At 57.8% G+C, this 23,493-nt stretch carries 24 protein-coding genes; 7 read left to right on the top strand and 17 right to left on the bottom strand.

Annotation, left to right across the window (positions count from 1 at the left end; translation table 11 throughout):
• Window positions 1-75 precede the first annotated feature (75 nt).
• Complete coding sequence (locus JZI28_RS08830) at window positions 76-1,293, top strand: MFS transporter (RefSeq protein ID WP_295451868.1); 1,218 nt, start codon at window positions 76-78, stop codon at window positions 1,291-1,293.
• Window positions 1,294-1,381: 88 nt separating this feature from the next.
• Here JZI28_RS08830 and JZI28_RS08825 read toward each other — a convergent pair whose 3' ends face one another.
• The 5 genes from JZI28_RS08825 to JZI28_RS08805 form a co-directional block, all read right to left on the bottom strand.
• Window positions 1,382-2,158 carry a squalene/phytoene synthase family protein gene (locus tag JZI28_RS08825; protein ID WP_375699884.1) on the bottom strand — a complete coding sequence of 259 codons (777 nt, stop codon included), beginning with the start codon at window positions 2,156-2,158 and terminating at the stop codon, window positions 1,382-1,384.
• The gene (locus JZI28_RS08820; protein ID WP_375699883.1) at window positions 2,148-3,131 is read right to left on the bottom strand and encodes an alpha/beta hydrolase; all 984 of its coding nucleotides are present in this window, start codon (window positions 3,129-3,131) and stop codon (window positions 2,148-2,150) included. The genes JZI28_RS08825 and JZI28_RS08820 overlap by 11 nt, the downstream gene beginning before the upstream one ends.
• Window positions 3,128-4,750, bottom strand: a complete 1,623-nt coding sequence (cimA, locus tag JZI28_RS08815) for a citramalate synthase (RefSeq protein WP_375699882.1) — start codon at window positions 4,748-4,750, stop codon at window positions 3,128-3,130. Before cimA ends, JZI28_RS08820 begins: the two co-directional genes overlap by 4 nt.
• A complete protein-coding gene (cysS, locus tag JZI28_RS08810; protein WP_375699881.1) occupies window positions 4,750-6,159 on the bottom strand; it encodes a cysteine--tRNA ligase in 1,410 nt (469 codons plus the stop codon). The genes cimA and cysS overlap by 1 nt, the downstream gene beginning before the upstream one ends.
• A gap of 203 nt (window positions 6,160-6,362) precedes the next feature.
• Window positions 6,363-6,890 (bottom strand): hypothetical protein, encoded by a 528-nt coding sequence (locus tag JZI28_RS08805; RefSeq protein WP_375699880.1) that lies wholly within the window; start codon window positions 6,888-6,890, stop codon window positions 6,363-6,365.
• A 457-nt stretch (window positions 6,891-7,347) separates the two neighbouring features.
• On the opposite strand from JZI28_RS08805, the gene JZI28_RS08800 reads away from it, so the two are divergent.
• Window positions 7,348-8,904, top strand: a complete 1,557-nt coding sequence (locus JZI28_RS08800) for a trimethylamine methyltransferase family protein (RefSeq protein ID WP_375699879.1) — start codon at window positions 7,348-7,350, stop codon at window positions 8,902-8,904.
• Window positions 8,905-9,017: 113 nt separating this feature from the next.
• Here the strand turns inward: JZI28_RS08800 and JZI28_RS08795 are convergent, their stop codons facing one another.
• The 11 genes from JZI28_RS08795 to JZI28_RS08745 all read right to left on the bottom strand — a co-directional run bounded on the left by JZI28_RS08795 (window position 9,018) and on the right by JZI28_RS08745 (window position 17,994).
• The gene (locus tag JZI28_RS08795) at window positions 9,018-10,238 is read right to left on the bottom strand and encodes a cysteine desulfurase (protein ID WP_375699878.1); all 1,221 of its coding nucleotides are present in this window, start codon (window positions 10,236-10,238) and stop codon (window positions 9,018-9,020) included.
• Window positions 10,231-10,824 carry a YIP1 family protein gene (locus JZI28_RS08790; protein ID WP_375699877.1) on the bottom strand — a complete coding sequence of 198 codons (594 nt, stop codon included), beginning with the start codon at window positions 10,822-10,824 and terminating at the stop codon, window positions 10,231-10,233. The genes JZI28_RS08795 and JZI28_RS08790 overlap by 8 nt, the downstream gene beginning before the upstream one ends.
• The gene (locus JZI28_RS08785) at window positions 10,821-11,342 is read right to left on the bottom strand and encodes a YIP1 family protein (RefSeq protein WP_375699876.1); all 522 of its coding nucleotides are present in this window, start codon (window positions 11,340-11,342) and stop codon (window positions 10,821-10,823) included. The genes JZI28_RS08790 and JZI28_RS08785 overlap by 4 nt, the downstream gene beginning before the upstream one ends.
• Window positions 11,343-12,623, bottom strand: a complete 1,281-nt coding sequence (locus tag JZI28_RS08780) for a SufD family Fe-S cluster assembly protein (RefSeq protein ID WP_375699875.1) — start codon at window positions 12,621-12,623, stop codon at window positions 11,343-11,345.
• 1 nt (window position 12,624) lies between these two features.
• Window positions 12,625-13,380 (bottom strand): Fe-S cluster assembly ATPase SufC, encoded by a 756-nt coding sequence (gene sufC, locus JZI28_RS08775; protein ID WP_009808385.1) that lies wholly within the window; start codon window positions 13,378-13,380, stop codon window positions 12,625-12,627.
• A gap of 33 nt (window positions 13,381-13,413) precedes the next feature.
• Entirely contained in the window at window positions 13,414-14,241 is an 828-nt protein-coding gene (locus JZI28_RS08770; protein WP_375699874.1) for a polysaccharide pyruvyl transferase family protein, read from the bottom strand.
• A gap of 2 nt (window positions 14,242-14,243) precedes the next feature.
• Window positions 14,244-14,558, bottom strand: a complete 315-nt coding sequence (locus JZI28_RS08765; protein ID WP_009808387.1) for a heavy metal-binding domain-containing protein — start codon at window positions 14,556-14,558, stop codon at window positions 14,244-14,246.
• Window positions 14,555-14,887, bottom strand: a complete 333-nt coding sequence (locus JZI28_RS08760) for a component of SufBCD complex (RefSeq protein ID WP_375699873.1) — start codon at window positions 14,885-14,887, stop codon at window positions 14,555-14,557. Before JZI28_RS08760 ends, JZI28_RS08765 begins: the two co-directional genes overlap by 4 nt.
• Window positions 14,888-14,890: 3 nt before the next feature.
• A complete protein-coding gene (sufB, locus tag JZI28_RS08755; protein WP_375699872.1) occupies window positions 14,891-16,411 on the bottom strand; it encodes a Fe-S cluster assembly protein SufB in 1,521 nt (506 codons plus the stop codon).
• 15 nt (window positions 16,412-16,426) lie between these two features.
• Complete coding sequence (locus tag JZI28_RS08750; protein ID WP_375699871.1) at window positions 16,427-17,470, bottom strand: cysteine desulfurase family protein; 1,044 nt, start codon at window positions 17,468-17,470, stop codon at window positions 16,427-16,429.
• 62 nt (window positions 17,471-17,532) lie between these two features.
• Window positions 17,533-17,994, bottom strand: a complete 462-nt coding sequence (locus JZI28_RS08745; RefSeq protein ID WP_295451921.1) for an Rrf2 family transcriptional regulator — start codon at window positions 17,992-17,994, stop codon at window positions 17,533-17,535.
• Between the two features lie 191 nt (window positions 17,995-18,185).
• Between JZI28_RS08745 and JZI28_RS08740 the strand changes: the two genes are divergently transcribed.
• From JZI28_RS08740 to typA, 5 genes are all read left to right on the top strand, one after another.
• Window positions 18,186-18,839, top strand: a complete 654-nt coding sequence (locus JZI28_RS08740; RefSeq protein WP_375699870.1) for an alpha/beta hydrolase — start codon at window positions 18,186-18,188, stop codon at window positions 18,837-18,839.
• On the top strand, window positions 18,839-19,081 hold the full coding sequence (locus tag JZI28_RS08735) for a hypothetical protein (RefSeq protein ID WP_295451927.1): 243 nt from the start codon (window positions 18,839-18,841) through the stop codon (window positions 19,079-19,081). Before JZI28_RS08740 ends, JZI28_RS08735 begins: the two co-directional genes overlap by 1 nt.
• Window positions 19,078-20,247 (top strand): HD domain-containing protein, encoded by a 1,170-nt coding sequence (locus JZI28_RS08730; RefSeq protein WP_375699869.1) that lies wholly within the window; start codon window positions 19,078-19,080, stop codon window positions 20,245-20,247. Before JZI28_RS08735 ends, JZI28_RS08730 begins: the two co-directional genes overlap by 4 nt.
• Before the next feature lie 353 nt (window positions 20,248-20,600).
• On the top strand, window positions 20,601-20,936 hold the full coding sequence (locus JZI28_RS08725; protein ID WP_295451931.1) for a multidrug efflux SMR transporter: 336 nt from the start codon (window positions 20,601-20,603) through the stop codon (window positions 20,934-20,936).
• A gap of 201 nt (window positions 20,937-21,137) precedes the next feature.
• Window positions 21,138-22,955: a translational GTPase TypA gene (gene typA / locus JZI28_RS08720; RefSeq protein ID WP_295452073.1), complete on the top strand. Its 1,818-nt coding sequence runs from the start codon at window positions 21,138-21,140 to the stop codon at window positions 22,953-22,955.
• A gap of 146 nt (window positions 22,956-23,101) precedes the next feature.
• Here the strand turns inward: typA and JZI28_RS08715 are convergent, their stop codons facing one another.
• Window positions 23,102-23,389, bottom strand: coding sequence for a DUF1330 domain-containing protein (locus tag JZI28_RS08715; RefSeq protein ID WP_295451942.1), 288 nt, complete (start codon window positions 23,387-23,389; stop codon window positions 23,102-23,104).
• Window positions 23,390-23,493: the final 104 nt, after the last annotated feature.

Here is a 23,493-nt window from a genome sequence, read left to right as displayed (position 1 = left end):
CTCTTTTCCTGCGACATTGTACCAAAGAGGATCTTGCCGCTTGTTCCTTTGAATATTGATCGCTACGCATCCCATATGACAGATCACATGACCACCCCGAGCGACAGCGTCGCCAAGAAAAACGTCGCCATCCTGGTATTGGCCCAGGCGATCCTCGGCTCACAAATGCCGATGATTTTTATCATTGGCGGACTTGCTGGCCAGTCCCTGGCCTCCAATCCCTGTTTTGCCACCCTGCCGATCTCTTTGATTGTTGCGGGATCTATGATTGCTGCGACACCCATTTCGTCGATCATGCAAAAATGGGGACGGCGCGCCGGCTTTTTTACCGGTGCGATGTTTGGCGCTCTGGGCGGGGTGGTTGGTGCCTATGGGCTCTACCTCGGGTCCTTCCCGGTCTTCCTGCTGGGCAGTCTTTTGACCGGCGTCTACATGAGCGCCCATGGGTTTTATCGCTTTGCCGCGGCAGATACCGCCTCTGAGAGTTTTCGGCCCAAGGCGATTTCTTATGTCATGGCGGGCGGATTGCTTTCGGCTTTGCTGGGGCCACAATTGGTCAAGGCAACAAGCCAGGTCTTTGTTATTCCCTTTCTCGGCACCTATTTGACAGTGATTGCCATCAACCTGTTGGGATCCGGGCTGTTTCTGTTTCTGAATATCCCCAAACCACAAGCCCCGCACGAAGATCTACCCGTCGGGCGCAGCCGCATGGAGTTGCTGAAAACCCCGGCAATTGCTGTGGCGGTGATTTGTTCCATGGTTTCTTACGCGCTGATGAACCTGGTGATGACCTCTACCCCCCTGGCGGTTGTGGGATGTGGCTTCACCGAAGGAAACGCTGCGGATGTTGTGTCCCTGCATGTTCTGGCGATGTATGTGCCCTCCTTCTTTACTGGCCACCTGATTGCGCGCTTTGGCGTCCATAAGATTGTCGCTGCGGGTTTGGTGATCCTGGCAGGTGCTGGCGCAGTGGCGCTGCAGGGGGTCGAACTGGAAAACTTCTTTATCGCCCTGATCCTGCTCGGCGTGGGCTGGAACTTTGGCTTTATTGGCGCCACCACCATGCTGACCGCCTCGCATACGCCAGAAGAGCGCGGACGGATGCAAGGCCTCAATGACCTGCTTGTCTTTGGTGGTGTGACCATGGCCTCGCTGGCCTCTGGTGGCCTGATGAACTGCTCTGGTGGTAATCCGGTTGAAGGCTGGAATGCCGTCAACATGGCGATGGCGCCCTTCCTGGTTCTGGCAGGCGGCGCCCTGGTGTGGCTGGCCATGCGCCCCAAAGAGGCCTGATCTGCAAGGCCTGTTTCAAACAGCAAAAAGGCGCCCGATTGTGGCGCCTTTTTTTCGTTTAGTCAGATAGATACGGCCGAAATCTAAGCTACCACCCACCACGTCCAGCCCGCCACATCAGCCCCGTACGGCGGCGAAATTCGCTTTGCCCCAGGCTGCCCTCGGCAATACGGTCTGACTGGGAGAGCGCCTGTTTTAAGATTGCTTTGGCCTGCCAGCCCGACAACAGCGCCCAGCCGGCGTCTTTTGAAACAAGAGCGCGGTGTTTTTCCGCCTGCTGGATATGCTCCAGGCCTTTGCGGGCCAATTGGCGCAGCCCCTCTGGGGTGCCATCCAGCAGCGGGATACGGCTGTGGCTCACCAGCTCGGGAATGGCCCTGAACCAGTTGGCGATCCCTACCCCATAGGCATATTTGCGCACCACGGCTTCGTCCGCCGGACCAAGGGAAGCCGCAGCCATCCACATCAGCCCACCAGAAGTGGCGTCAATATAGCGGTCAAAACCCGCCTCATCTTCAAAGGGATCTTTGTATATATCCCACCGGCGGGCCTCGGCCATGGGCTCAATATGTGTGGCCAGATCCGCGCGCAGTAACCTGCCCAGAGGGGTGGCAACATGGTGGCGTCGGACCGCACCGCCCTGGGCGATCTCAGCGCCAATATCACGCCACCATTGCACCCGCATCTCGGCGATCATGCTTTCCTGACTGGCCCAGGGGGCCCGCGCCAGTTCAAGATTAAACGCGTAAAGCGCAAACAGCAGCGGCCGCGCCGCAACCGGGGCCGCCATGGTCGCCAGAAACCGGTCTGGGTCGCCCTGCTGGACCAGCTCAGCACAGCTGGAGAGGTCTTCGTCAAAATGCATCCAAATACCCCCGAATTGCCGCCAAAGCTTGTGGCGCATCAACCAGATCTAGATGACCTGTATCTTCCAGGATCTGATAGGCTCCCTTGTCTGTTTCCGCCTCCATCAATGGGCGATAAGCCTCAGCGACAAAGGCCTCATCCTGCGCGCCAGCGAGCAGAAGAAACTCCGGTAGCGACCTGATATCACTCAGATAGTCAGATCTCGGCGCGTAGGATTGATTAAGCCGGTAACTGTAAGAGGTTGTTGCCAGATGCCCCAGTGGCCCCTGCAGAACCTCCGCTGGCATATTGAACTGAATGACCGGCAGGTGGTTCCAGGCCTTGATGCCAACCGCATTGAGCATCGACAGGCCGATGATGCGCCGCAACAAGGGCTGCGCCCAGCCGCCGGAATTGGCACGCATGGTGGGGGCGCTATGATGCAGAAAGGGCGCCAACAGCACCGCGCCATCCAGCAGATCCCCCTGTGCACCGCCAGCAAAGCGCACCACCAGACCGCCACCTGAGGAATGGCCGATCAGAACAACCTTTTGATCCGCTCCACCCCTAGCCGTAATCAGATCCGCCAGATCATCCTCCAACTGGCCGATATAGTCGACATCTCCCCGCCTGCCGGGCTGCGCTCCGTGACCTCGAAGATCCGGCACCAGGACGGTTCCTGCGAGCTGCGGTGCCAGATGTGAAAACTGCAACCCATTCCAGCCAGAGCCGTGCACCAGGACAACCAGTGGCCCATCCCCATTGGAATAGGACCTTACCTGAAGCCCGTAACCATCTCTCATATATATGGTTTCTGGATCGGTAGAGGGAGCCTGCTCAGCCTGAGGTTTGTCCTGCAGCAGGCTTGTGAAATCCAGGGTCGGCGCTGCAGGCTCAATGGGTGTAACAGGCTGTGACAGGATCAGGCCAAGCGGGATAAGCGCGGTGATCCCAGCTGAGATCGCGATAAACTTTAGCGCCTGGGGGATCACTTGAGCGCTCCGCTGTCCCGCATCAGTTTCCACCGCATGGCATCCAGCAAAGCCTCAAAAGAGGCGTCTATTATATTGGCGCTGACGCCAACAGTGGACCAACGACGCCCCTGCCCATCTTCGCTGTCGATGATAACACGGGTCACAGCCTCGGTACCTCCCTGGGTGATCCGCACTTTGAAATCCACCAGATGCATATCGTTGATAATCGCCGAATACCGCCCCAGATCCTTGGCCAGCGCCTTTGCCAGTGCATTCACCGGCCCCCGGTCACTGCCGGTTTCATCCATCGACTCGCTGACAGAGAGACGCTTTTCACCATCAACCTTGACCACCACAACAGCCTCCGAGAGGCTAATCATGCGATTATATTTGTTCTTGCGACGCTCCACGGTGACTTTGTAGCGCTTGACCTCAAAGAAATCGGTGCTCTGCCCCAGTTCTTCCCGGGCCAGCAGCTCAAACGACGCCTGCGCCGTATCATAGGAATAACCCTCGGCCTCACGCTCTTTGATGCGCTCAAGAATACGCGCCAGGGCCGGGTCGCCCTTGGCAACCTCCAGCCCGGCATCCATCAGGCGTTTGCGCAGGTTGGACTGGCCGGCCTGGTTTGACATCGGTATGATCCGCGCATTGCCGACCAACTCAGGGGCGATATGCTCATAGGTGGTTGGATCTTTGAGGATCGCGCTGGCGTGTAACCCAGCCTTATGAGCAAAGGCCGAGGCACCGACATAGGGCGCCTGTTTTGTAGGCACCCGGTTCAGGATATCGTCCAACATTCGGCTGAGCTTGGTCAATCCGGTAAGCGCCTCTTGGCTGACGCCAATGTCGAACTGATCGGCATAGGGTTGTTTCAGCAGCAGGGTCGGGATCAAGGTGGTCAGATTGGCATTGCCACAGCGCTCCCCCAACCCGTTCAGGGTGCCCTGCACCTGGCGTGCCCCGGCCTCAATCGCGGCCAGAGAACAGGCCACGGCATTTTCGGTATCATTATGGGTGTGAATGCCAAGACTTGCGCCCGGAATGCCTGCCGCTATGACCTCGGCCACGATACGGCGCACTTCACTGGGCATGGCGCCGCCATTGGTGTCACATAACACCACCCAACGCGCCCCTGCATCCAGCGCCGCGCGGCATGCCGCCAGCGCGTATTCAGGATTGGCCTTGTAGCCATCAAAGAAATGCTCAGCATCATATAGCGGCTCGCGCCCCTGGCTCACCAAATGCGCCACAGAGGCCCGGATATTTTCCAGGTTTTCCTCCAGGCTAATGCCAAGCGCTGCCGTCACATGGTAATCATGCGACTTGCCAACCAGGCAAACCGCCGAGGTGCCGGCATTCATCACCGCTGCCAACACATCGTCATTCTCTGCTGAGCGCCCTGCCCGTTTGGTCATGCCAAAGGCGGTCATGGTGGCGCGGGTCTTGGGCGCTTCGTCAAAAAACGCACTGTCGGTGGGGTTGGCACCGGGCCAGCCGCCCTCGATGTAATCAATCCCCAGATCATCCAGCGCCTGCGTGATCTGCTTCTTTTCGGCAGTGGAGAATTGCACCCCCTGGGTCTGCTGGCCATCGCGCAGGGTGGTGTCGTAAAGATAGAGCCGTTCGCGCTGCATCACAGCCCCTCCAGTTTGGCCGCGTCAAATCCCGGCCCGGGCACCAGTTCAACACCGGCCTTGCTCATCCGCACTTCCAACCCTGCCGCGACAAATGCAGCCTTCAACCGGTCGACCTGCGAGAAGTCCTTGCTCTGCATGGCGGCTTCCCGTGCCTCCAGCAACTGCGCCGCATAGGCCGACAGATCGAAATCGGGCGTCTCTGCCCATTCCCCGAGCGCGTCACTCAAAAGTCCCATCAACCGCGCCGATGCCAACAATCCAGGCCCATCGCCAGCGGCGGCCTGTTTGTGCATCTCGGCAATGGCCCCGGGGGTGTTGAGATCATCAGCCAGTGCGTCCAGGACTGCGGCAGCAGCGTTGGCGGCGGGCTCGATGCCCGCTGTCAGCGCACGCCACTTGCGCAGCGTTGCCTCCGCTTCTTTTGCCTTTTTCTCAGTCCAGTCCATTGGTTTCCGGTAATGGGTCTGCAAAAACACAAACCGTATCACCTCGCCGGGAATGCCCTGGACCAGCAAGTCATGCACAGTAAAGAAGTTGCCCAGGGATTTGGACATCTTCTTGCCCTCGACCTGCAGCATCTCATTGTGCAGCCAGTAGCGGGCAAAACTGTCATCGCCATTGGCGCAGCAGCTTTGGGCTATTTCGTTCTCATGGTGGGGAAACATCAGATCATTGCCGCCGCCGTGAATATCAAACGTCGCCCCCAGCAGTTCCTGGGCCATGGCGGAGCACTCAATATGCCAGCCCGGACGGCCACGCCCCCAGGGACTGTCCCACCCCGGCAGCTCATCCGTGGAGGGCTTCCACAGGACAAAATCCATCGGGTTCTTCTTATAGGGCGCCACTTCGACGCGGGCGCCGGCAATCATGTCATCGACTGACCGCCCCGACAGGGCACCATAGTGCTGCTTCCAGCTGTCCACGGCAAAAAGCACATGGCCCTCAGCCGCGTAGGCATGGCCCTTGGCGATCAGATCCTCGATCATTGCAACCATCTGGCCAATATACTGCGTCGCCCGTGGCATGTGGTCCGGTTCCAGGGCGCCCAGCTTGCCCATGTCGTTCAGATACCAGCCGATGGTCTCTTCGGTGCGCTCCGCGACCAGCTGTTCCAGGGTTCCGGGCGCGCCTGCCTCTTTGCGCGCCAGAGCGGTGGCGTTGATCTTGTCATCGACATCAGTGAAGTTGCGCACGTAAGTGACATGCGTTGCGCCATAAACCTGCCGCAGCAACCGATAGAGCACATCAAACACCACCACAGGCCGTGCATTGCCCAGATGCGCCCGGTCATAGACCGTGGGCCCGCAGAGATACATCCGCACATTGTTCGCATCGATCGGGGTAAACTCCGACTTTTTGCGGGTTTTGGTATTGTGCAGTTTAATCACGGTGTTCGAGGTCATCATGACAGCTCCTTGGACGGACACGGATGGGCTAGGCGCGCAGCGCGGGCATAGCAACTTGTCAAGGTGAAGAAAACGACAGAAACCAGCCCGCTGAGGAAATCAGCAGGAAATGCAGCAAATAATCAGGGTGCAGGTTTTGGTCATGCCAAACCTCCTAGCATGTCTTATTTGCTCCGCCAAGGGTGAAGTCTAGGGGCGTGGCCCTAGAAACGAAACGCCGCGCCGATAGAAATCCGGCTGGGAGATTGGCCTTGATGTGCTGCCGCCCCTAACGGCGCGTGATGCAGGTATTCACCGGTCAACTGCAGCGCACGGTTCAGGGAGACCCGAACGCCAATGCCCAAAGTGTTGGTCTCTTCCTGGCCGCTGACTGCCTGCTCTCGCTGGCGACCCAAAGAAATATAGCCAAGGCTGTGGCCAAAATCATATCCAGCCCGCAGGCTCACCTGCTCTGTCCTGGCTGTGGCGCCAAATCCAGACAGCAAAGAGCCGTTGCCGCGACTGTAGGTTCCACCCAGCACAAGTTGCCCATAGTCCCTGTCAGCGGAAAACTCCAAGCTGTCATCAGGCTGGTCAAAACTTTCGTCTGTTGCGCCGATTTGTTCGTGTTGAGGTGAGAAAAAGTTGGGAGAGTTCCAATCCCCGGACATCGCCGGAACGGCCACAGCCGAAAACGTGCCCACAGCGAGCAGTAGTCCGATTTTTGTCCAGTTTATCTGCGCAGCGGGCATGATTTCTTGCCTGTTCTAGCGCCATTCACAGCGCGGTATGTCCTGAGCCTCCATTTTCGGAGAAATACCTTAACGAGCTGTTCCATTTTTTCAGGGAAAGGGCTCGAAACTGAAAGAAAATCTGCGCCCTCAGCAAGAGGCGGCTGAGGGAAAAGTACATTGTTGAAAAACCGCTGAAATGGCCCTGGAGCCATCGCCTCATCGCAACGGTCGCGCGTGAAAAAGAGGTCGCATTTTTCACACAAGTCGCAAACAGGTTAGAATCGATCCTAAAAACCGCCAAGGCTGTACGGGGGAACAGGAGGAATTCTTTATGCGAGCCGAACGCTGTGTCGTTAGTCTGGTCTGGCGCACGATTGGTGCCACCAGAGGCCTGGCCGCCCGCGGGCGCCCTGGCGGGGTGTTGTCTTCATCTCTTTGAAACACCTTAGCTTTTCCTGCATCAAGGAACCTCACCATGACCAATCAAACTGCCAGCCCGCCCCCTGCCGCCGTGCGTAGCGGGGGCCGCGCCGCACGTCGAACCGCCCGTGCCAGCGCCCTGCCCGATCATCTGCGTCCCATTCGCCCCGGCATGGAGGGCGGCACGTTCAAGCCGCTCACCCAGGAGGGAATGGAAAAAATTCACCGGGCTGCGCTGGATGCGCTGGAACGTATCGGGCTGGCAGATGCCCCACCCAGTGGTATCGGCCACCTGACACAGGCGGGCTGCATCCTGGGCGAGGATGGCCGCATCCGCTTTCCCCGCGCCCTGGTAGAGGACATGCTGGCCAAGGCCAACCGCTCCGTTACCCTGTTCAGTCGGGACGGAAAACATGATCTTGAGCTGTCAGGGAACCGCGTACATTACGGCACGGCCGGCGCTGCGGTTCATTTGGTCGATGTCCAGGGACGCCACTACCGCGATTCAACGGTTCAGGATCTGCACGATGCTTCCCGGATCTGTGATAAGCTAGATAATATCCATTTTGTTCAACGCCCTATGGTCTGCCGCGACATCGCGGACAATATGGAGATGGACCTGAATTCGATCTACGCCACCACATCTGGCACCACCAAACATATCGGCACCTCCTTTTCAGAACCGGGATTTGTTGCCCCGGCAATGGAGATGCTGCACCTCTTGGCAGGTGGAGAGGAGAAATGGCGCACCCGTCCCTTTGTCTCCAACTCCAACTGCTTTGTGGTGCCGCCGATGAAATTTGCCACCGAAAGCTGCCAAGTGATGGAGGAGTGCATCAAACATGGCATGCCCGTGCTGCTGCTCTCTGCCGGAATGGCTGGGGCCACGGCACCTTCAACCATCGCAGGTGCCATCACCCAGGCGGTGGCAGAATGCCTTGCGGGGTTGGTCTATGTGAATGCGGTGAAACCCGGTGCCCCGGCGATTTTTGGCACCTGGCCCTTTGGCCTGGATCTGCGCACCGGTGCCATGACCGGCGGATCCGGTGAACAGGCGCTGCTGACAGCGGGTTGCGCACAGATGCACAAATTCTACGACCTGCCAGGCGGTGCGGCTGCCGGCATCGCAGATTCCAAACTGCCCGACATGCAGGCTGGATGGGAGCAAATGTGTTCCAATGTCATGGCCGGGCTCTCGGGCCTCAACATGGTCTATGAGGCCGCCGGCATGCATGCCTCCCTATTGGGGTTTTGCCATGAATCCCTGATCTTGGGCGACGACCTTATCGGCCAGGCGCTGCGCTGTGTGCGCGGGATTGAGGTCACAGATGAGACTCTGGCGCTGGATCAGATGGCAGAGGTTTGTCTGAATGGCCCGGGGCACTATCTGGGCACCAGCCAGACCCTGGGGCGCATGCAGGCGGATTATGTGTATCCGGCGCTAGGGGATCGAACCTCGCCAAAGGAATGGGTTGAGCTGGGCAAACCGGACCTGCTGCACAAGGCCACAGCCCGTAAGGAGCAAATCCTGTCAGAACGATCAGCCGCCCGGTTTGATCCGGTGCTGGACGCAGAGATACGCGCCCGGTTCAACATTCACCTGGACACGTGAGCCAAAAACAGCACAGGCGAGGATCCCTCCTCGCCTGTCCCAAATCAACCTGTCCCAAATCAACGTGTACCAAATCAGCCTGTGCCAAATTTGCTTGCGCGTCTTACTTGCTCTTAAGCGAACAACTCATGTGCCAGTTCTAGCGCCTCGATCAAAGTATCGACCTCTGCCTTGGTATTATAGGCGCCAAAGGAAGCGCGACAGGTGGCGGTGACGCCCAGATGATCCATCAAGGGGCCAGCGCAGTGATGACCGGCCCGCACCGCGACGCCCTTTTTGTCTAGAATGGTGGAGATGTCATGGGCATGGGCAGCGCCCTCCATAGTAAAGCTGAAAATCGCTGCTTTGCCAGCGGCTTGCCCCTGGATATTGATCCAGTTCAATCCCTGCAACCGGGCCATGGCATAGTCACGCACCTCGGCTTCATGGGCGGCGATATTCTCCATCCCCAGATCCATCATGTAATTCAGCGCCACACCCAAGCCGATGGTTTGCACAATCCCCGGCGTTCCGGCTTCAAACATCATCGGCGGATCATTGTAGATCACTGACTCCTTGGAGACCTCGCGGATCATATCGCCACCGCCCAGGAAAGGCCGCATCTCTGCCATGCGCTCAGTATGCACATAAATCGCCCCGGACCCGGAAGGCCCGTATAGTTTATGCCCGGTAATGGCAAAGAAATCGCAGCCAAGATCCTGCACATCCACCGGCATATGCACCGCGCTTTGCGAGCCATCGACCAGTACCGGAATGCCCTGCGCATGGGCGCCTGCTGTGATGGCTTTGACGTCAACAACGGTGCCCAACACATTGGAACAGTGGGTAATTGCAATCAGTTTGGTTTTTGGCGAGATGGCGTCCAGCACCGCCTGTGGATCCAGGCTGCCGTCGGCGGCGGTATCCACCCATTTGATCACCACCCCCTGACGTTCGCGCAGGAAATGCCAGGGCACAATATTGGCGTGATGTTCCATCACCGACAACAGGATCTCATCCCCTGCCTGAAGCCGCGGCATGGCCCAGCTATAGGCCACCATATTGATGCCCTCGGTGGTGCCCGAATTCAGAATGATACTGTCTTCGCTTGCCGCATTCAGGAACTTGGCAATGATGCCACGCACGCCTTCATATTTTTCGGTGGCGAGATTGGAAAGATAGTGCAACCCCCTGTGAACATTTGAATATTCTTGCGAGTACGCTTGCGTAATTGCATCAATCACCACCTGCGGCTTTTGCGCCGAGGCCCCATTGTCCAGATAGGTCAGCGGCTTTCCGTTCACCTGCCGGGACAGAATTGGGAAATCGCTGCGGATTTTTTCGACATCATACATTTTCGAGCAGTCCAAGGTTTGCAGGCCCAAGCAGCCCGACGATAAAGATCATGGCAAAGAACATCACGATCGAGGCCATCAGAACAACCGCAAAGGAGCGCCAAAGAGAGGCAAACCCATGCGCTTCATTGACAAAATTCAACAGCACAAAGAGCAACACAAGGCCAATCAGCAAAAACGTCATGCTGCCCAGCGGGGGCAACACCAGCAAGACCACTATCCCCAGGCCCATGAGGGCGAGCTGAAGCAGCTGATCCCAGACCAGAAGCGCGAGAATAGGCATAAACTGGCCGGTTCCACCAAGCCAGCGGCCACCGAATGTGAGCATGGTGGCAAAGACAACGCTTCTGATGGCGGACACCATCATCGACAACCCCGGAGAGTCCGGCGACATGTCAAAAATGGGCAATTCACTGCTACTGGGAGCGATTAGGCCCAAGACCCCAAAAAACAAGGCATTCAGAACAACCGCCAAGAACAGGCCGGTCCAAATGGCTTCATTCGGCCATTGCCGCAACAGGATACTTCGGGCGGCCACACCAGGCTGGCGCAGGGTCAGGATCATAAATGACCACAGAAACCTCATGCTTTCACCTGGGCTTTCACCTGGGCTTTCACCTGGGGTTTGGCCCAATAGCCCTGATACATGCCAGAGATCCAGAACCACAAAAAGACAGTGAACCAGAGCCCACCAACCAGGGTCAACTCACGTCCCGGGCCAATCATGCCCGCGACTAGCCCATTCAGCAGCATCAGCGGGCTGGCAGCAAGAAAGCTCCAGAACAGCGCCAGACGCGCCGCGTGGCTTTCGCCAGTGCCGCGCAGAACACGGGCGATGACATGGGCAATCAACGCCAGGGTATATAGCGCCAGCGGAGCAACAAAAATGATGCCAAACAAAGCGTTGCTAAGCAACATTGTCTGTTCCTGCCCGGTCAGATGCGCCTCGCGCGCCAGGCTGGGCATGCGTGAGATGAACATCAAAGCACAGCCAGCCATCAGGATCGCCAAAAACCGATCTTCACGAGGGCCCATGGTCAAGAGCCGCGCAAAAACCCTGCGCGGCCCCCGATAAGTTGCAAGGATATCTCCGGTGATCGCCATTTAGCGACGCCGCGACAGCCAGCCTTCCAGGCGGGCAACAATGGCAGCAGAGATGTCACCGTCTTCGATCTCTTCCACCGCTTCCGCAAGGAACGCCAGGGTCAAAAGATCCGTCGCCTCCGAAACCGGGACCCCACGCGAGCGCAGGTAGAACAGGGCCTCGTCGTCAATGGCGCCGGTGGTGGAACCATGGGAACAAATCACATCGTCGGCATAGATTTCCAGCTCTGGCTTGGCCAGGAACTGGCTGTCATCATCCAAAAGCAGCGATTGGCTGATCTGGTAGCCATCGGTTTTCTGAGCCCCCTCTTTGACGAGGATCTTGCCCTGAAACACACCGGTGGCCCCATTGCGCAGCACCTTTTTGAACACCTGACGGCTTTCGCAGTTTACCGCATCATGGTTGATGAACACCGTGTCATCATGGTGGAATTCCCCGTCACCCACACAGGCACCGGCGATATGAGCAATAGCGTCATCGCCCAACAGCTCAACCACAGCCTCGTTGCGGGTCAGAATGCCATTCACCGTGAGGGTGAAGCTTTTGAATACCGATTCAGTGCCCAGGCGGGCAAACAGATGGGTCGCAGCCCGACGTTCATGATCCCGCCCCTGGGCGCGCACCAGATGCAGCTTGCCCGTGTCGGCAATGTCGATCTCCATACATTTGTTGAACCGCGCAGCGGCCGGACCGTTTTCCAGGATCGTGGCCTCGGCGCCGGATTCAACCCGGATCACGTGATGCAGGATAGCGTCTGACCCCTCATCCGAATGCACATAGATGAGGTTGATTGGCTTGCTGGGTTTGCCTGTCACGTGGATGGCAACACCGTCCTGGGCAAAGGCGGTGTTCAACGCCGCCAGTGGGCGCTGCACCGGTGCCTGACCGCGCGCTTCCAGAACCCCGTACAGATCTTTGGCCCAGTGGATATCCTGACCGCAGATATCAGAAATCCGGTCGATCTGGACCCCTTCTAGGCTCAGATCATCCGAGGCCTCGGCATTATAGACGCCATCCACAAAAACGACCTTCAAGCGGTCGAATTCATTGAACATTGGCGCTTCATCCATGGTGAAAACCGCCGCCTTTGTGACCTCGGGCGAGGTCAGCGTATCCGGGCGGGTGTATTTCCAGTATTCATCGCGTCGGCTTGGCAACCCCATGGCCTGCACCCGAGACAGCGCCGCCTGACGTGCCGCCGCAAGGCAGCCGCCCTGCGGCAGGCTCAGCGCAGCTAGCCGTGCCTCGGTGGCACTTTGTTTCACATCAGCCAATGCCATCTCAGGAAACCTCCGCCAGGATACCAGCATAGCCGTTGTTTTCGACTTCCATTGCCAGCTCTGGTCCACCGGTTTTTACGATTTTGCCGTCTGCCAGAATATGCACAACATCGGGTTTGATATGGTCCAGCAAGCGCTGGTAGTGGGTGATCACCAGAAAGCCACGGCCCTCATCGCGCAGGGCATTGACGCCTTCGGCAACCAGCTTCATCGCGTCGACATCCAGGCCCGAGTCGGTTTCGTCCAGGATGCACATCTTGGGCTCAAGCATGGCCATCTGCAGGATTTCATTGCGCTTTTTCTCACCACCGGAGAAGCCTACATTGACCGGACGCTTCAGCATATCGGCGTCGATCTTCAGCTCCTTGGCCTTGGCGCGGATGGATTTGAGGAAGTCTGCCGCTGACAGCTCTTCTTCGCCGCGGGCCTTGCGCTGGGAATTCACCGCGGTGCGCAGGAAGGTCATGTTGCCAACGCCGGGGATTTCAACCGGGTATTGGAAGGCCAGGAACACCCCCAATGCGGCGCGCTCTTCCGGGTCCAGCTCCAGCAGGTCCTCACCCGCCAGGGTGGCACTGCCTTCGGTGACTTCATAGCCATCGCGCCCCGACAGAACATAAGACAGTGTCGACTTGCCAGAGCCATTAGGCCCCATGATCGCATGCACCTTGCCGGCCTCAACAGTCAGGTCCAGACCTTTCAGGATCTGTTTGTCCTCGTCTTCAAGTTTGACGTGCAGGTTTTTGATTTCGAGCATTTTTTCCTCGTCTCTTTTCTCTTGGTCGCGCCCTCAGGCGGTCCCTGTGTTCTGCTCAGCGCGCAGGCGCGCAGGAAAGCTGTTACGCAGATCGGCCTGGGCGCGCGCAATGCCCGCGCCATAAGCCAGCTCTGCCGGTTGATTGTTGTTTCGCAAATGATCCGGGATCTGGTCCCAGGCCAGCGGAGAAATAAGCACCCGCCCGATCGAGGCGGCATAGTCGTAGTATTTCAGATGCCCCTGATCGCCAGGCGAAACCCAGGTCGAGGCCACGCCATAGGCATCCGCCGTGATCAACCCATGCAATGAGGCCGCATAGATGTGATCGCAGGCGCTGATCTGGCCACAGACCGTGGCTGGGTCCTTACGCGGATCAATCAGCAAGATCTCCTCACTGCTGTTCGCCAAGGTCTGAATCCCTGGATCTTCCATCTGGCTGTGATGGGGAACCAGGCCGATCCGGTGGGTTTTTGATGGCGCCGGCGCAAGGACATCTGCCACCAGCAGTCCAGGGTCGCCAAAGCGTTGTGTTTTCATCCCCAACAGCGAAGCCGTGATAGGACCGCGCAGCAAAGCAATGTTTACATTTGATAAAAACTCTGTCGACGCAACCGCATGCAGCAGGCCAGAGCCCCAGATTACCGGTTTCTGCGCATAGATCTTTGCCTCGGAATATTTGCGCCGGGCAATTTGCAGGATCGAGCCAATGGCATAAAGATCTGCCTGACCGGGGCCAGCATGTCGCACCTCACGGCCACTCAGATGCGCCACCACAAGGCGAGAAAGCGCGTCGCCAAAGTTTGGCACCGCTTTCCACCAGAACAGGCGCAAAGGCGTGATATGTGAGGGCGTTGCCAGCATCGTCAGCCGATCACCACTGCGGTGCCGCTGGCCGAAACCATCAGCATCGAATTGCCAACGACCTCGTAGTCGAGATCAACGCCCACAACCGCATTGGCGCCTTTATCGCGGGCGCGGTCTTCCAGCTCTGCCAGCGCGGTTTCACGCGCGTCCTGCAGTTTGCTTTCATAGGCGCCTGAGCGGCCACCGACGATATCGGTGATCGAGGCAAAGACATCGCGCACCACATTGGCGCCCATGATGGCCTCGCCCACGACGATGCCCTTGTATTCAGCGATCTGGTAGCCCTCGACAGAGGGAGTGGTGGTGACGATCATTTTTCTTTTGCCTCCTTGAATTCGCGAAGTTGGCGTTCGGCCTCAATCATTCTTATCTCTCTGATTTCCGCCGCTTCATTTTCATCTCTCCTGGCAGCCCATCTCTGGATTCCATATCCATAACTAGCGCCGATCGAAGAGCTTAAGGTTATGCAAGCAACCCATCCAACAGGTGAAGCGATCAAAGTGTTTGGATTGGCAAGAATGGCCAAGATTGAGAAGGTGCACAAAATAGTCGCTACAAACGCACCGCTCCGAAGTCCCCAATCAGTTCTGGGGTACTTCAGATCATTTAGCGTTGCATGTGCATCCATCTCATTCCCGGCCATGCTTTACCCCACAGACCCTTCCAGCGAGATCGCGACCAGTTGCTGCGCTTCCATGGCGAATTCCATCGGCAGCGCCTGCAGCACGTCCTTGCAGAAGCCGTTGACCACCAGGGCCACCGCGTCTTCTTCGCCAATACCACGCTGGCGGCAATAGAACAGCTGATCGTCGTCCACTTTTGATGTTGTCGCCTCGTGCTCAACCCGAGATGAGTTATTCTTCACCTCGATATAGGGCACGGTGTGGGCGCCACATTTGTCGCCAATGAGCAGGCTGTCACACTGGGTGAAATTTCGGCTGTTCTTGGCTTTGGGGTGCATCGAGACCAGACCACGGTAGGTGTTCTGCGCCTTGCCGGCGGAGATGCCTTTGGAGACGATCCGCGATTTGGTGTCGCGCCCCAGATGCACCATCTTGGTGCCGGTGTCGGCCTGCTGCATGTTGTTGGCGATGGCAATGGAGTAGAACTCACCCTGGCTCTCGTTGCCGCGCAGGATGCAGGAGGGGTATTTCCAGGTCACAGCTGATCCGGTTTCCACCTGGGTCCACATGACCTTGGCGCGATCACCGCGGCAATCGGCGCGTTTGGTGACAAAGTTATAGATGCCGCCCTTGCCGTTTTCATCACCGGGATACCAGTTCTGCACGGTGGAGTATTTCACCTCGGCGTCTTCCTCAATGATGATCTCAACCACAGCGGCGTGCAGCTGGGCGATATCACGGGCCGGCGCGGTACAGCCTTCCAGGTAGCTCACGTAGGAGCCCTTGTCGGCGATGATCAGGGTGCGTTCAAACTGGCCGGTGTTTTCCGCGTTGATGCGGAAATAGGTGCTCAGCTCCATCGGGCAGCGCACGCCCGGCGGGATATAAACAAAGGAGCCATCCGAGAACACAGCCGAGTTCAGCGTCGCATAGAAGTTATCTGAGACCGGAACCACCGAGCCGAGGTATTTCTTCACCAGTTCGGGGTGTTCGCGGATCGCTTCCGAGATCGAACAGAAGATAACGCCGGCCTTTTTCAGCTCCGCCTGGAAGGTGGTGCCAACAGAAACGGAGTCAAACACTGCGTCGACAGCGACCTTACGGCCCTCAGCGGGGGCATCTTCAGCGCCCTCAACACCGGCCAGGATCATTTGCTCTTTCAGCGGGATACCAAGCTTTTTGTAGGTTTCCAGCAGCTTGGGGTCGACCTCATCCAGGGATTTTGGCTTCACTTCCATAGATTTCGGACGGGCATAGTAATACTGGTCCTGAAAATCGATCTCAGGGTAGTCGACCATGGCCCAGCTTGGCTCTTCTTTTTGCAGCCAGCGGTCATAGGCTTCCAGGCGCCAGTTCAGCATCCACTCTGGCTCTTCGTTCTTTTCCGAGATCAGGCGAACAATGTCGGTGGTCAGACCCTTGGGGGCATATTCCATCTCGATATCGGTTTCCCAGCCGTATTTATACGTGCTGACTTCGGCCACCGCATCCACGGTTTCCTGATCAACACCTTCCTTGACTTGGGTCTGGTCCAAAGCGGCCATGTTATTCTCCTGCACTCACGCCACCCGGGCGCAATGTTTCTTGTGTTTCTGAAGCCAGGCCTGCGCAAAACGCAGCACCTCGTCTTCTGTTGTTGTCGGCCCAAGTGAGACGCGCACGGCGCCCTGGGCGGTATTTTCGTCAAATCCCATCGCGGTCAGCACCGCACTGGCCCGCACCTTGCCACTGGAACAGGCAGATCCGGCGCTGATGGCAAAACCGGACAGATCCATCTGCATCACCTGGGTTTCGCCCTTCCAGCCCGGCACCGCAAAGCAGGAAGTGTTCGGCAAACGTGCCACATCTTTGCCGATACAGATAAGCCCTGGAGCGCCAGCCACAAGGGCTTCTTCCATCAGATCGCGCAGCTGTTGCACCCGTTCCCAGGTGCCATCGGCAAGCTGCGCAGCCGCGGCCTCGGCTGCGGCACCAAAGCCGGCAATGCCAATCACGTTTTCGGTGCCGGAGCGACGGCCCATCTCCTGACCGCCACCGCGAATTTGCGCCGCCAGATCAGTGCCACGGGGCATCACCAAAGCGCCAATACCTTTGGGGCCGCCCAGTTTATGGGCCGAAATCAGCGCCATGCCGACGCCCATCCAGTTAAAGGCGATCGGCAGTTTGCCAAAGCCCTGGGTCACATCGCTGACCGCCAGCCCCTGCGGCAGGGTCTGCACCACTCCGGTTTCGGAATTGGCCAGCTGCAGGGTTGTTTCTGCAGGGGTGTCAACAGCGACCAAACCGGCGGAAGAAACCAAAAGATCCTCGCATGTCCAGGCCCTTACCGCATCATGTTCAATTGCCGCCCCATGCAGATCCCGCCCTGCCAAAGCCAGCGAAGCGCCCTCGGTAGAGCCCGAGGTGAAGACAATATCCGCCCCATCCGCGCCAAAGGCAGCCGCAATCTGGGCGCGGGCGCGTTCAATCACTGCCTTGGCGGCGCGACCCTCGGCATGCACCGACGAGGGATTGCCACATTGATCCATGGCCGCAACCATCGCAGCCCGGGCCGCAGGGGCCAAGGGCGTGGTGGCGTTATGATCGAGATAAACCCGTGTCATGGAATCATCTTTTCTCGTTCAAGTGGGACAGGATTGGTGCATTCACGCTCTTCATGTCCGGATTATTCTGCGTCAACAACCGAAAACAAGCCCGGAACCGCAGGGCATGGGGCCAGATCATTTTGAATGATGTCCGACAATCTGGTCTGGTGCAAAAACACATAGACATGGGCGCTGAGACTTTCCCATAAACGGTTGGTCAGCGATTGCGCCCGACTGCCACTTGTCGCCCCCGACGCGCCGGCACCTTTGTGCATGGCATCAACGGTTTCATCCACTGCGCTCAGGATATCGACCACCCGAATTTCGGACGCCGAACGGGCCAGACGATAGCCGCCACCAGGACCACGTACCGAAGAGACCAGCTCGGCCCGGCGCAGTTTCACAAAGAGCTGCTCCAGATAGGGTAGTGAGATGTTTTGCCGTTTGGAGATATCGCCAAGTACAACCAGCGCGCCCTGCGGCTGCAGGGCAATATCAGCCAGCGCGACCATGGCATAGCGCCCTTTGGTAGAAAGCTTCATCTTTCCATCTCTCCAAACATCCAGTTTAGACGCGAAAACATTGACCTTAACCGCGTGAGTGCGTATCTCAGCGTGACGGTGCAATGCAATGGCCTGCGCCAGCAATTAGAATTGTTCTAAGATGACTGATGGAATTCGTCAAGTATTCCTGAACAGCATCTGCAGAAATTAAGAGTAGGATCCACCCACCCATGCCTGAGGTCATTTTCCCCGGACCCGAAGGCCGCCTGGAAGGCCGCTATCACCCGCAAAAAGAAAAAGACGCCCCCATTGCAATTGTTCTGCACCCACACCCCCAGTTTGGCGGTACGATGAACAACAAGGTCGTCTACAATCTGCACTATGCATTCTACAACATGGGTTTTACCGTTTTGCGGTTTAATTTCCGTGGTGTGGGCCTCTCGCAGGGCGAATATGATCAGGGTATTGGTGAGCTGTCGGATGCGGCATCGGCGCTGGATTACCTGCAGTCGATGAACAACAACTCCAAGCATTGCTGGGTTGCTGGGTTCTCGTTTGGCGCCTGGATCGGCATGCAACTGTTGATGCGCCGCCCGGAAATCACCGGTTTTATCTCGGTCGCTCCGCCCGCCAATATGTATGATTTCTCCTTCCTGGCGCCCTGTCCCTCCTCTGGGTTGATCATCAATGGCACCTCTGATCGGGTGGCCCCGCCTGCAGACACCGTCAATCTGGTGAACAAGCTGCACGAGCAAAAAGGCATCACTGTCACCCATACCGAAGTTGAGGGCGCTGACCACTTCTTCCAGGGGGAGCACATGGACACCCTGATGGGCCACACTACGGATTATGTGAAGCGTCGCCTGACGGAGAACACTCGCTAATGAGCACCATCGAAAAGCTGGCTGAAAAACTGGCGATCGATACGCTCAAAGTTCAGGAAGCCATCGACGAGGATCGGTTTTATATGGAGGTTGCCCAAGTGCTTGGGGCAGCCTCTCAATCCCTGGAAGAAGCCTTTTTGACTGAAATTCGAGTGCGTCTTGCCGAACGCAAAGCGCGTGATTTCATCTCTGGCAAACTGGCCCAGGTGCAACGGGATCTGGAAGCGAAAGTCCAACAATGAAACAACGCATTCAGGCACAATTTGCCTTTTTGCTGGAAGCAGACAGACTGCGCGGGATTGAACGCCAGAACCTGATCCTGGACTGCTCGCGGCGTGAAAACTCTGCCGAACACAGCTGGCATCTGGCGCTCTATGCCTTGGTGCTGGCTCCCTTTGCCGCGCCGGAGGTCTCGATCACCCGCGTCATTCAGATGCTTTTGCTGCATGACCTGGTAGAAATCGACGCCGGAGATCACCCCATTAGCGACGATGTGGATTGGCAGGCCGTGGCACAAGCAGAACAGGCTGCTGCAACCCGGCTGTTTGGGCTGCTGCCCCGCGATCAAGGCACCACGCTGCACCACCTTTGGCAGGAATTCGAACAGGCCGAATCGCCAGACGCGCGCTTTGCCAAACATCTGGACCACTGCCAGCCGATTTTTCAGACCCTTTACGGTGCTGCGCCTCTGCCGGATCATATTGATGTGGTCCGGGGCAATCTACATGGTGGTCGCGCTGCCGCCCTGGAACAGAGTTTCCCGCAGGCCTATCATCATGCCCTTTCCCTGCTTGGCGAGCCCACCGGCCAAGATGTCAGCGCTCTGACCCAGCGGCTTCCCTTCCTCAACGAGGCCGACGCGCTGAAATCCATCTTGCGCGCCACCTGGATTGGCGATGGGTCACGGCCGGAAAACTCAGCCGAACACAGCTGGCATATCATGCTCTATGGTTGGATTCTGGGGGAACACGCCGCCACCGACATAGATATATCCCGCGTTATCAAAATGTTGCTGCTGCATGATATTGTTGAAGTAGACGCTGGCGACACCCCTATTCACGGCGCGATCTCGGTGCAGGCACAGGCCGCACAGGAGGCTGAAGAACAGCTGGCTGCCGATCGTCTGTTTGGCCTACTGCCCGCGCCGCAGGCTACCGAGTTCCGGGCGCTCTGGGATGAATTTGAAGCCGCCACAAGCGCCGATGCTGTCTATGCCAAGGCCATCGACCGGGTACAGCCGGTTCTGCTGAACCTTCTCAACGGTGGTGGCAGCTGGCTGGAGTACGATGTCAGCCTGCAACAGGTCGAATCCCGCGTTGGGGTCAAAGTCACCCGTGGCGCGCCACAGGTGTGGACATATGTGCGTGACCGTATCTCCCGCTGGTTCGAGGAAAACCAGCGGGTATAGACACTTACCCTGGGCGACTGAGGTAAATATCATGCCGACCTGGGGCAAAATCCGTGACCTCGCCACGAGACCCGCACATGGGACAGGAACAGCCCGGACTGCCCCTGATGGGCCAGTGCGGGCTGTTTGCAACCAGACCTGACCGGAAAACACTGTACTGGGACTTGGTCAACGGTGTATTTCGTCTGACGTCAGTGTCTGCTGGTGCAACGGCGCCCCCTTGCCTTGTGATCCGACCTTCTGGCCGCCCGACAAAAATGTCGCGCGCTGCCGTTTCCAGACTGTCACAGGTCCAAGCCTTGGGATATGGCCGAGGAAGCGCCCCAAAGTCCAAAGCGAATGAGGATCCGGACATGCCCATACATTACCTCTATCTTGTCCTAGCTATCTTGGCTGAAACCATTGGCACCTCCGCACTGCAGGCAAGCCAGCAATTCAGCCGCCTTGGACCATCCCTACTGGTGATTGTTGCCTATGGGTTTTCCTTCTTCATGTTAGGGCTGACGTTGAAATATATGCCCGTGGGCCTGGTCTATGCCATCTGGGCTGGGCTTGGCATCGTGCTGATTGCCTTTATCGGGTTGGTCATGTTTGGGCAGCGCCTGGATTTGCCTGCCATCATTGGCATTGGCCTGATCCTCGCCGGAGTGCTGGTCATTCATCTCTTTTCCGCCTCTTCCGGCCACTAAGCAAAGCGGTTGTGCTGGGCCCGCGCCCAGCCCCACTTGCCAACGGCTGAGCCTTTGCCCTGAAGAACTGGAATAATTGGCAATCAAATACGCAGTATTGTTGCAGGTTTCACCTCACAGGCCGGATTGGACGTATTTTTGCTGGCCTTTGGCGTGGGATCGGGCTATGGGCGGCGCAACTTCCTTACAAAGGCTGACGTCATGGACATGCGCAACATTGCGATCATTGCTCACGTGGACCACGGTAAAACGACCCTGGTTGATGAGCTTCTGAAACAATCCGGCGCCTTCCGCGAAAACCAGGCTGTGGCAGAACGTGCCATGGACAGTAACGACCTGGAACGCGAGCGGGGCATTACCATTTTTGCAAAACCCACTTCGGTGGAGTGGAATGGAACCCGTATCAACATCGTTGATACCCCCGGTCACGCCGATTTTGGCGGTGAAGTTGAGCGGATCCTGTCCATGGTGGACGGTGTTGTGCTGCTGGTGGATGCCGCCGAAGGCCCCATGCCGCAGACCAAGTTTGTGACCTCCAAGGCCCTGGCCCTGGGCCTGCGCCCCATCGTGGTGCTGAACAAAGTCGACAAACCCGACGCCGAGCCCGATCGCGCGCTGGACGAATGCTTTGATCTTTTTGCCTCCCTGGATGCAACCGAAGATCAGCTGGACTTTCCCCATATGTATGCCTCTGGCCGCAATGGCTGGGCCGATGCAGAGCTCGACGGTCCCCGCAAGGATCTGCACGCGCTGTACAACCTGATCGTCAACCACGTGCCCGAGCCCAAGCAGATCAAACGCCAAAGCGAAGATTTCCGCATGCTGGCCACCACCCTGGGCTCTGACCCCTTTGTTGGCCGCCTGCTGACAGGCCGCGTCGAAAGCGGCACCCTGAAGGTCGGCGCCACCGTGCAGGCCCTGTCCCGTATTGGCCAAAAGATCGAACAGTTCCGCGTCACCAAAATTCAGGCCTTCCGTGGTCTGGCGCAGCAGGACATCGAAGAAGCCCAAGCCGGCGATATCGTCTCGCTGGCCGGTATGACCAAGGCCACCGTGGCCGATACCATCTGCGCCCTGGCCGTGGATGAGGCCCTGGATGCCCAGCCAATCGATCCCCCAACCATCACCGTGACCTTTGGCATCAACGACAGCCCGCTGGCCGGTCGTGACGGCAAAAAGGTGCAGTCGCGGGTTATCCGTGACCGCCTGATGAAAGAAGCCGAAGGCAATGTCGCGATCAAGATCACCGACACCCCTGGTGGTGATGCCTTTGAAGTTGCCGGCCGTGGCGAACTTCAAATGGGCGTTCTGATCGAAAACATGCGCCGTGAAGGCTTTGAACTGTCGATCTCGCGTCCTCAGGTTCTGATGAAAGAAGTCGACGGCGTCCGCATGGAGCCAATCGAAGAAGCCACCATCGACGTTGATGATGAATACTCTGGTGCGGTGATTGAAAAAATCACTGGCGCACGCAAAGGTGAGCTGGTCGAGATGAAGCCAGCCGGTGCCGGCAAGACCCGCATCATCGCCCATGTACCGTCGCGGGGCCTGATCGGCTATCACGGCGAATTCCTGACCGATACCCGTGGTACGGGCGTGTTGAACCGCGTGTTCCACGGCTGGGCTCCGCACAAGGGCTCTATCCCGGGCCGTCGCGCTGGTGTGCTGCTGTCAATGGAAAGCGGCCAATCCGTGGCCTATGCGCTGTGGAACCTGGAAGATCGCGGCAAAATGTTCATCGGCTCGCAGGTGGACATCTATCAGGGCATGATCATCGGTGAGCATTCCCGTGAAAACGATCTGGAAGTGAACCCGCTGAAAGGCAAAAAGCTGACCAACGTGCGGGCCTCGGGCACCGACGAAGCCGTCCGCCTGACCACGCCGATCACGCTGTCGCTGGAAGAGGCCATTGCCTATATCAACGATGACGAACTGGTAGAGGTCACGCCTAACTCGATCCGTCTGCGCAAGCGCTATCTTGACCCGCATGAGCGTAAACGGATGGCGCGTAACGGCTAAAGCCTTACAGACCAACAGAGCAAAAACAGGGGCGCCTTTGGGCGCCTCTTTCTGTTTTAAACGATGCCTTCGCAGCAAAGAGTATAGCCACAAAAAAGGGCACCCAAAATGGATGCCCCTGCGCTCTGCTTTACATTTATTCGCCTTCAGGCGCTGGTTTCCACCACCATCAGCTCGCGCTCAGAGGCGTCACGGGCATGGCTCAGCGCCTCTTGGTACTCTGGGCTGTGATAGCACTCTACCGCCGCCTCCACGCTAGGGAATGTCGCAACCACATTGCGGGGGCGCTCCTTGCCTTCGAGCTGCACAAAGCGACCGCCGCGGGCGATAAACTCCCCGCCGGCCTTGGCGATGGCTGGGCCTGCCAATTTGGCATATTTGCCATAGGCCTCTTCGTCGGTGACGGTGACATGAGCAATCCAAAGTGCGGGCATGGGGAACCTCCGGTAATCTGCCTGGCTTTGGCCCAGCATAGGCAATTGCTTCGCCGCGTCGATCAATTTTTGACCACATGGTCCAAATTAATAAAAACGCCCGC

This window comes from Pseudophaeobacter sp. TrK17, from assembly GCF_042192375.1.
Classification (GTDB): domain Bacteria; phylum Pseudomonadota; class Alphaproteobacteria; order Rhodobacterales; family Rhodobacteraceae; genus Pseudophaeobacter.
The sequence above is the reverse complement of the archived record's forward strand: the minus strand, read 5'-3'. Positions and strand labels throughout refer to the sequence as shown.

Bases quoted from the DNA above. Each gene is read 5' to 3' on its own strand.
- JZI28_RS08830 (WP_295451868.1), top strand. From the start codon at position 76: ATGACAGATCACATGACCACCCCGAGCGACAGCGTCGCCAAGAAAAAC.
- JZI28_RS08825 (WP_375699884.1), bottom strand. From the start codon at position 2,158: ATGCATTTTGACGAAGACCTCTCCAGCTGTGCTGAGCTGGTCCAGCAG.
- cimA (WP_375699882.1), bottom strand. From the start codon at position 4,750: ATGCAGCGCGAACGGCTCTATCTTTACGACACCACCCTGCGCGATGGC.
- cysS (WP_375699881.1), bottom strand. From the start codon at position 6,159: ATGATGACCTCGAACACCGTGATTAAACTGCACAATACCAAAACCCGC.
- JZI28_RS08805 (WP_375699880.1), bottom strand. From the start codon at position 6,890: ATGCCCGCTGCGCAGATAAACTGGACAAAAATCGGACTACTGCTCGCT.
- JZI28_RS08800 (WP_375699879.1), top strand. From the start codon at position 7,348: ATGACCAATCAAACTGCCAGCCCGCCCCCTGCCGCCGTGCGTAGCGGG.
- JZI28_RS08795 (WP_375699878.1), bottom strand. From the start codon at position 10,238: ATGTATGATGTCGAAAAAATCCGCAGCGATTTCCCAATTCTGTCCCGG.
- JZI28_RS08790 (WP_375699877.1), bottom strand. From the start codon at position 10,824: ATGAGGTTTCTGTGGTCATTTATGATCCTGACCCTGCGCCAGCCTGGT.
- JZI28_RS08785 (WP_375699876.1), bottom strand. From the start codon at position 11,342: ATGGCGATCACCGGAGATATCCTTGCAACTTATCGGGGGCCGCGCAGG.
- JZI28_RS08780 (WP_375699875.1), bottom strand. From the start codon at position 12,623: ATGGCATTGGCTGATGTGAAACAAAGTGCCACCGAGGCACGGCTAGCT.
- sufC (WP_009808385.1), bottom strand. From the start codon at position 13,380: ATGCTCGAAATCAAAAACCTGCACGTCAAACTTGAAGACGAGGACAAA.
- JZI28_RS08770 (WP_375699874.1), bottom strand. From the start codon at position 14,241: ATGCTGGCAACGCCCTCACATATCACGCCTTTGCGCCTGTTCTGGTGG.
- JZI28_RS08765 (WP_009808387.1), bottom strand. From the start codon at position 14,558: ATGATCGTCACCACCACTCCCTCTGTCGAGGGCTACCAGATCGCTGAA.
- JZI28_RS08760 (WP_375699873.1), bottom strand. From the start codon at position 14,887: ATGGCCGGGAATGAGATGGATGCACATGCAACGCTAAATGATCTGAAG.
- sufB (WP_375699872.1), bottom strand. From the start codon at position 16,411: ATGGCCGCTTTGGACCAGACCCAAGTCAAGGAAGGTGTTGATCAGGAA.
- JZI28_RS08750 (WP_375699871.1), bottom strand. From the start codon at position 17,470: ATGACACGGGTTTATCTCGATCATAACGCCACCACGCCCTTGGCCCCT.
- JZI28_RS08745 (WP_295451921.1), bottom strand. From the start codon at position 17,994: ATGAAGCTTTCTACCAAAGGGCGCTATGCCATGGTCGCGCTGGCTGAT.
- JZI28_RS08740 (WP_375699870.1), top strand. From the start codon at position 18,186: ATGCCTGAGGTCATTTTCCCCGGACCCGAAGGCCGCCTGGAAGGCCGC.
- JZI28_RS08735 (WP_295451927.1), top strand. From the start codon at position 18,839: ATGAGCACCATCGAAAAGCTGGCTGAAAAACTGGCGATCGATACGCTC.
- JZI28_RS08730 (WP_375699869.1), top strand. From the start codon at position 19,078: ATGAAACAACGCATTCAGGCACAATTTGCCTTTTTGCTGGAAGCAGAC.
- JZI28_RS08725 (WP_295451931.1), top strand. From the start codon at position 20,601: ATGCCCATACATTACCTCTATCTTGTCCTAGCTATCTTGGCTGAAACC.
- typA (WP_295452073.1), top strand. From the start codon at position 21,138: ATGGACATGCGCAACATTGCGATCATTGCTCACGTGGACCACGGTAAA.
- JZI28_RS08715 (WP_295451942.1), bottom strand. From the start codon at position 23,389: ATGCCCGCACTTTGGATTGCTCATGTCACCGTCACCGACGAAGAGGCC.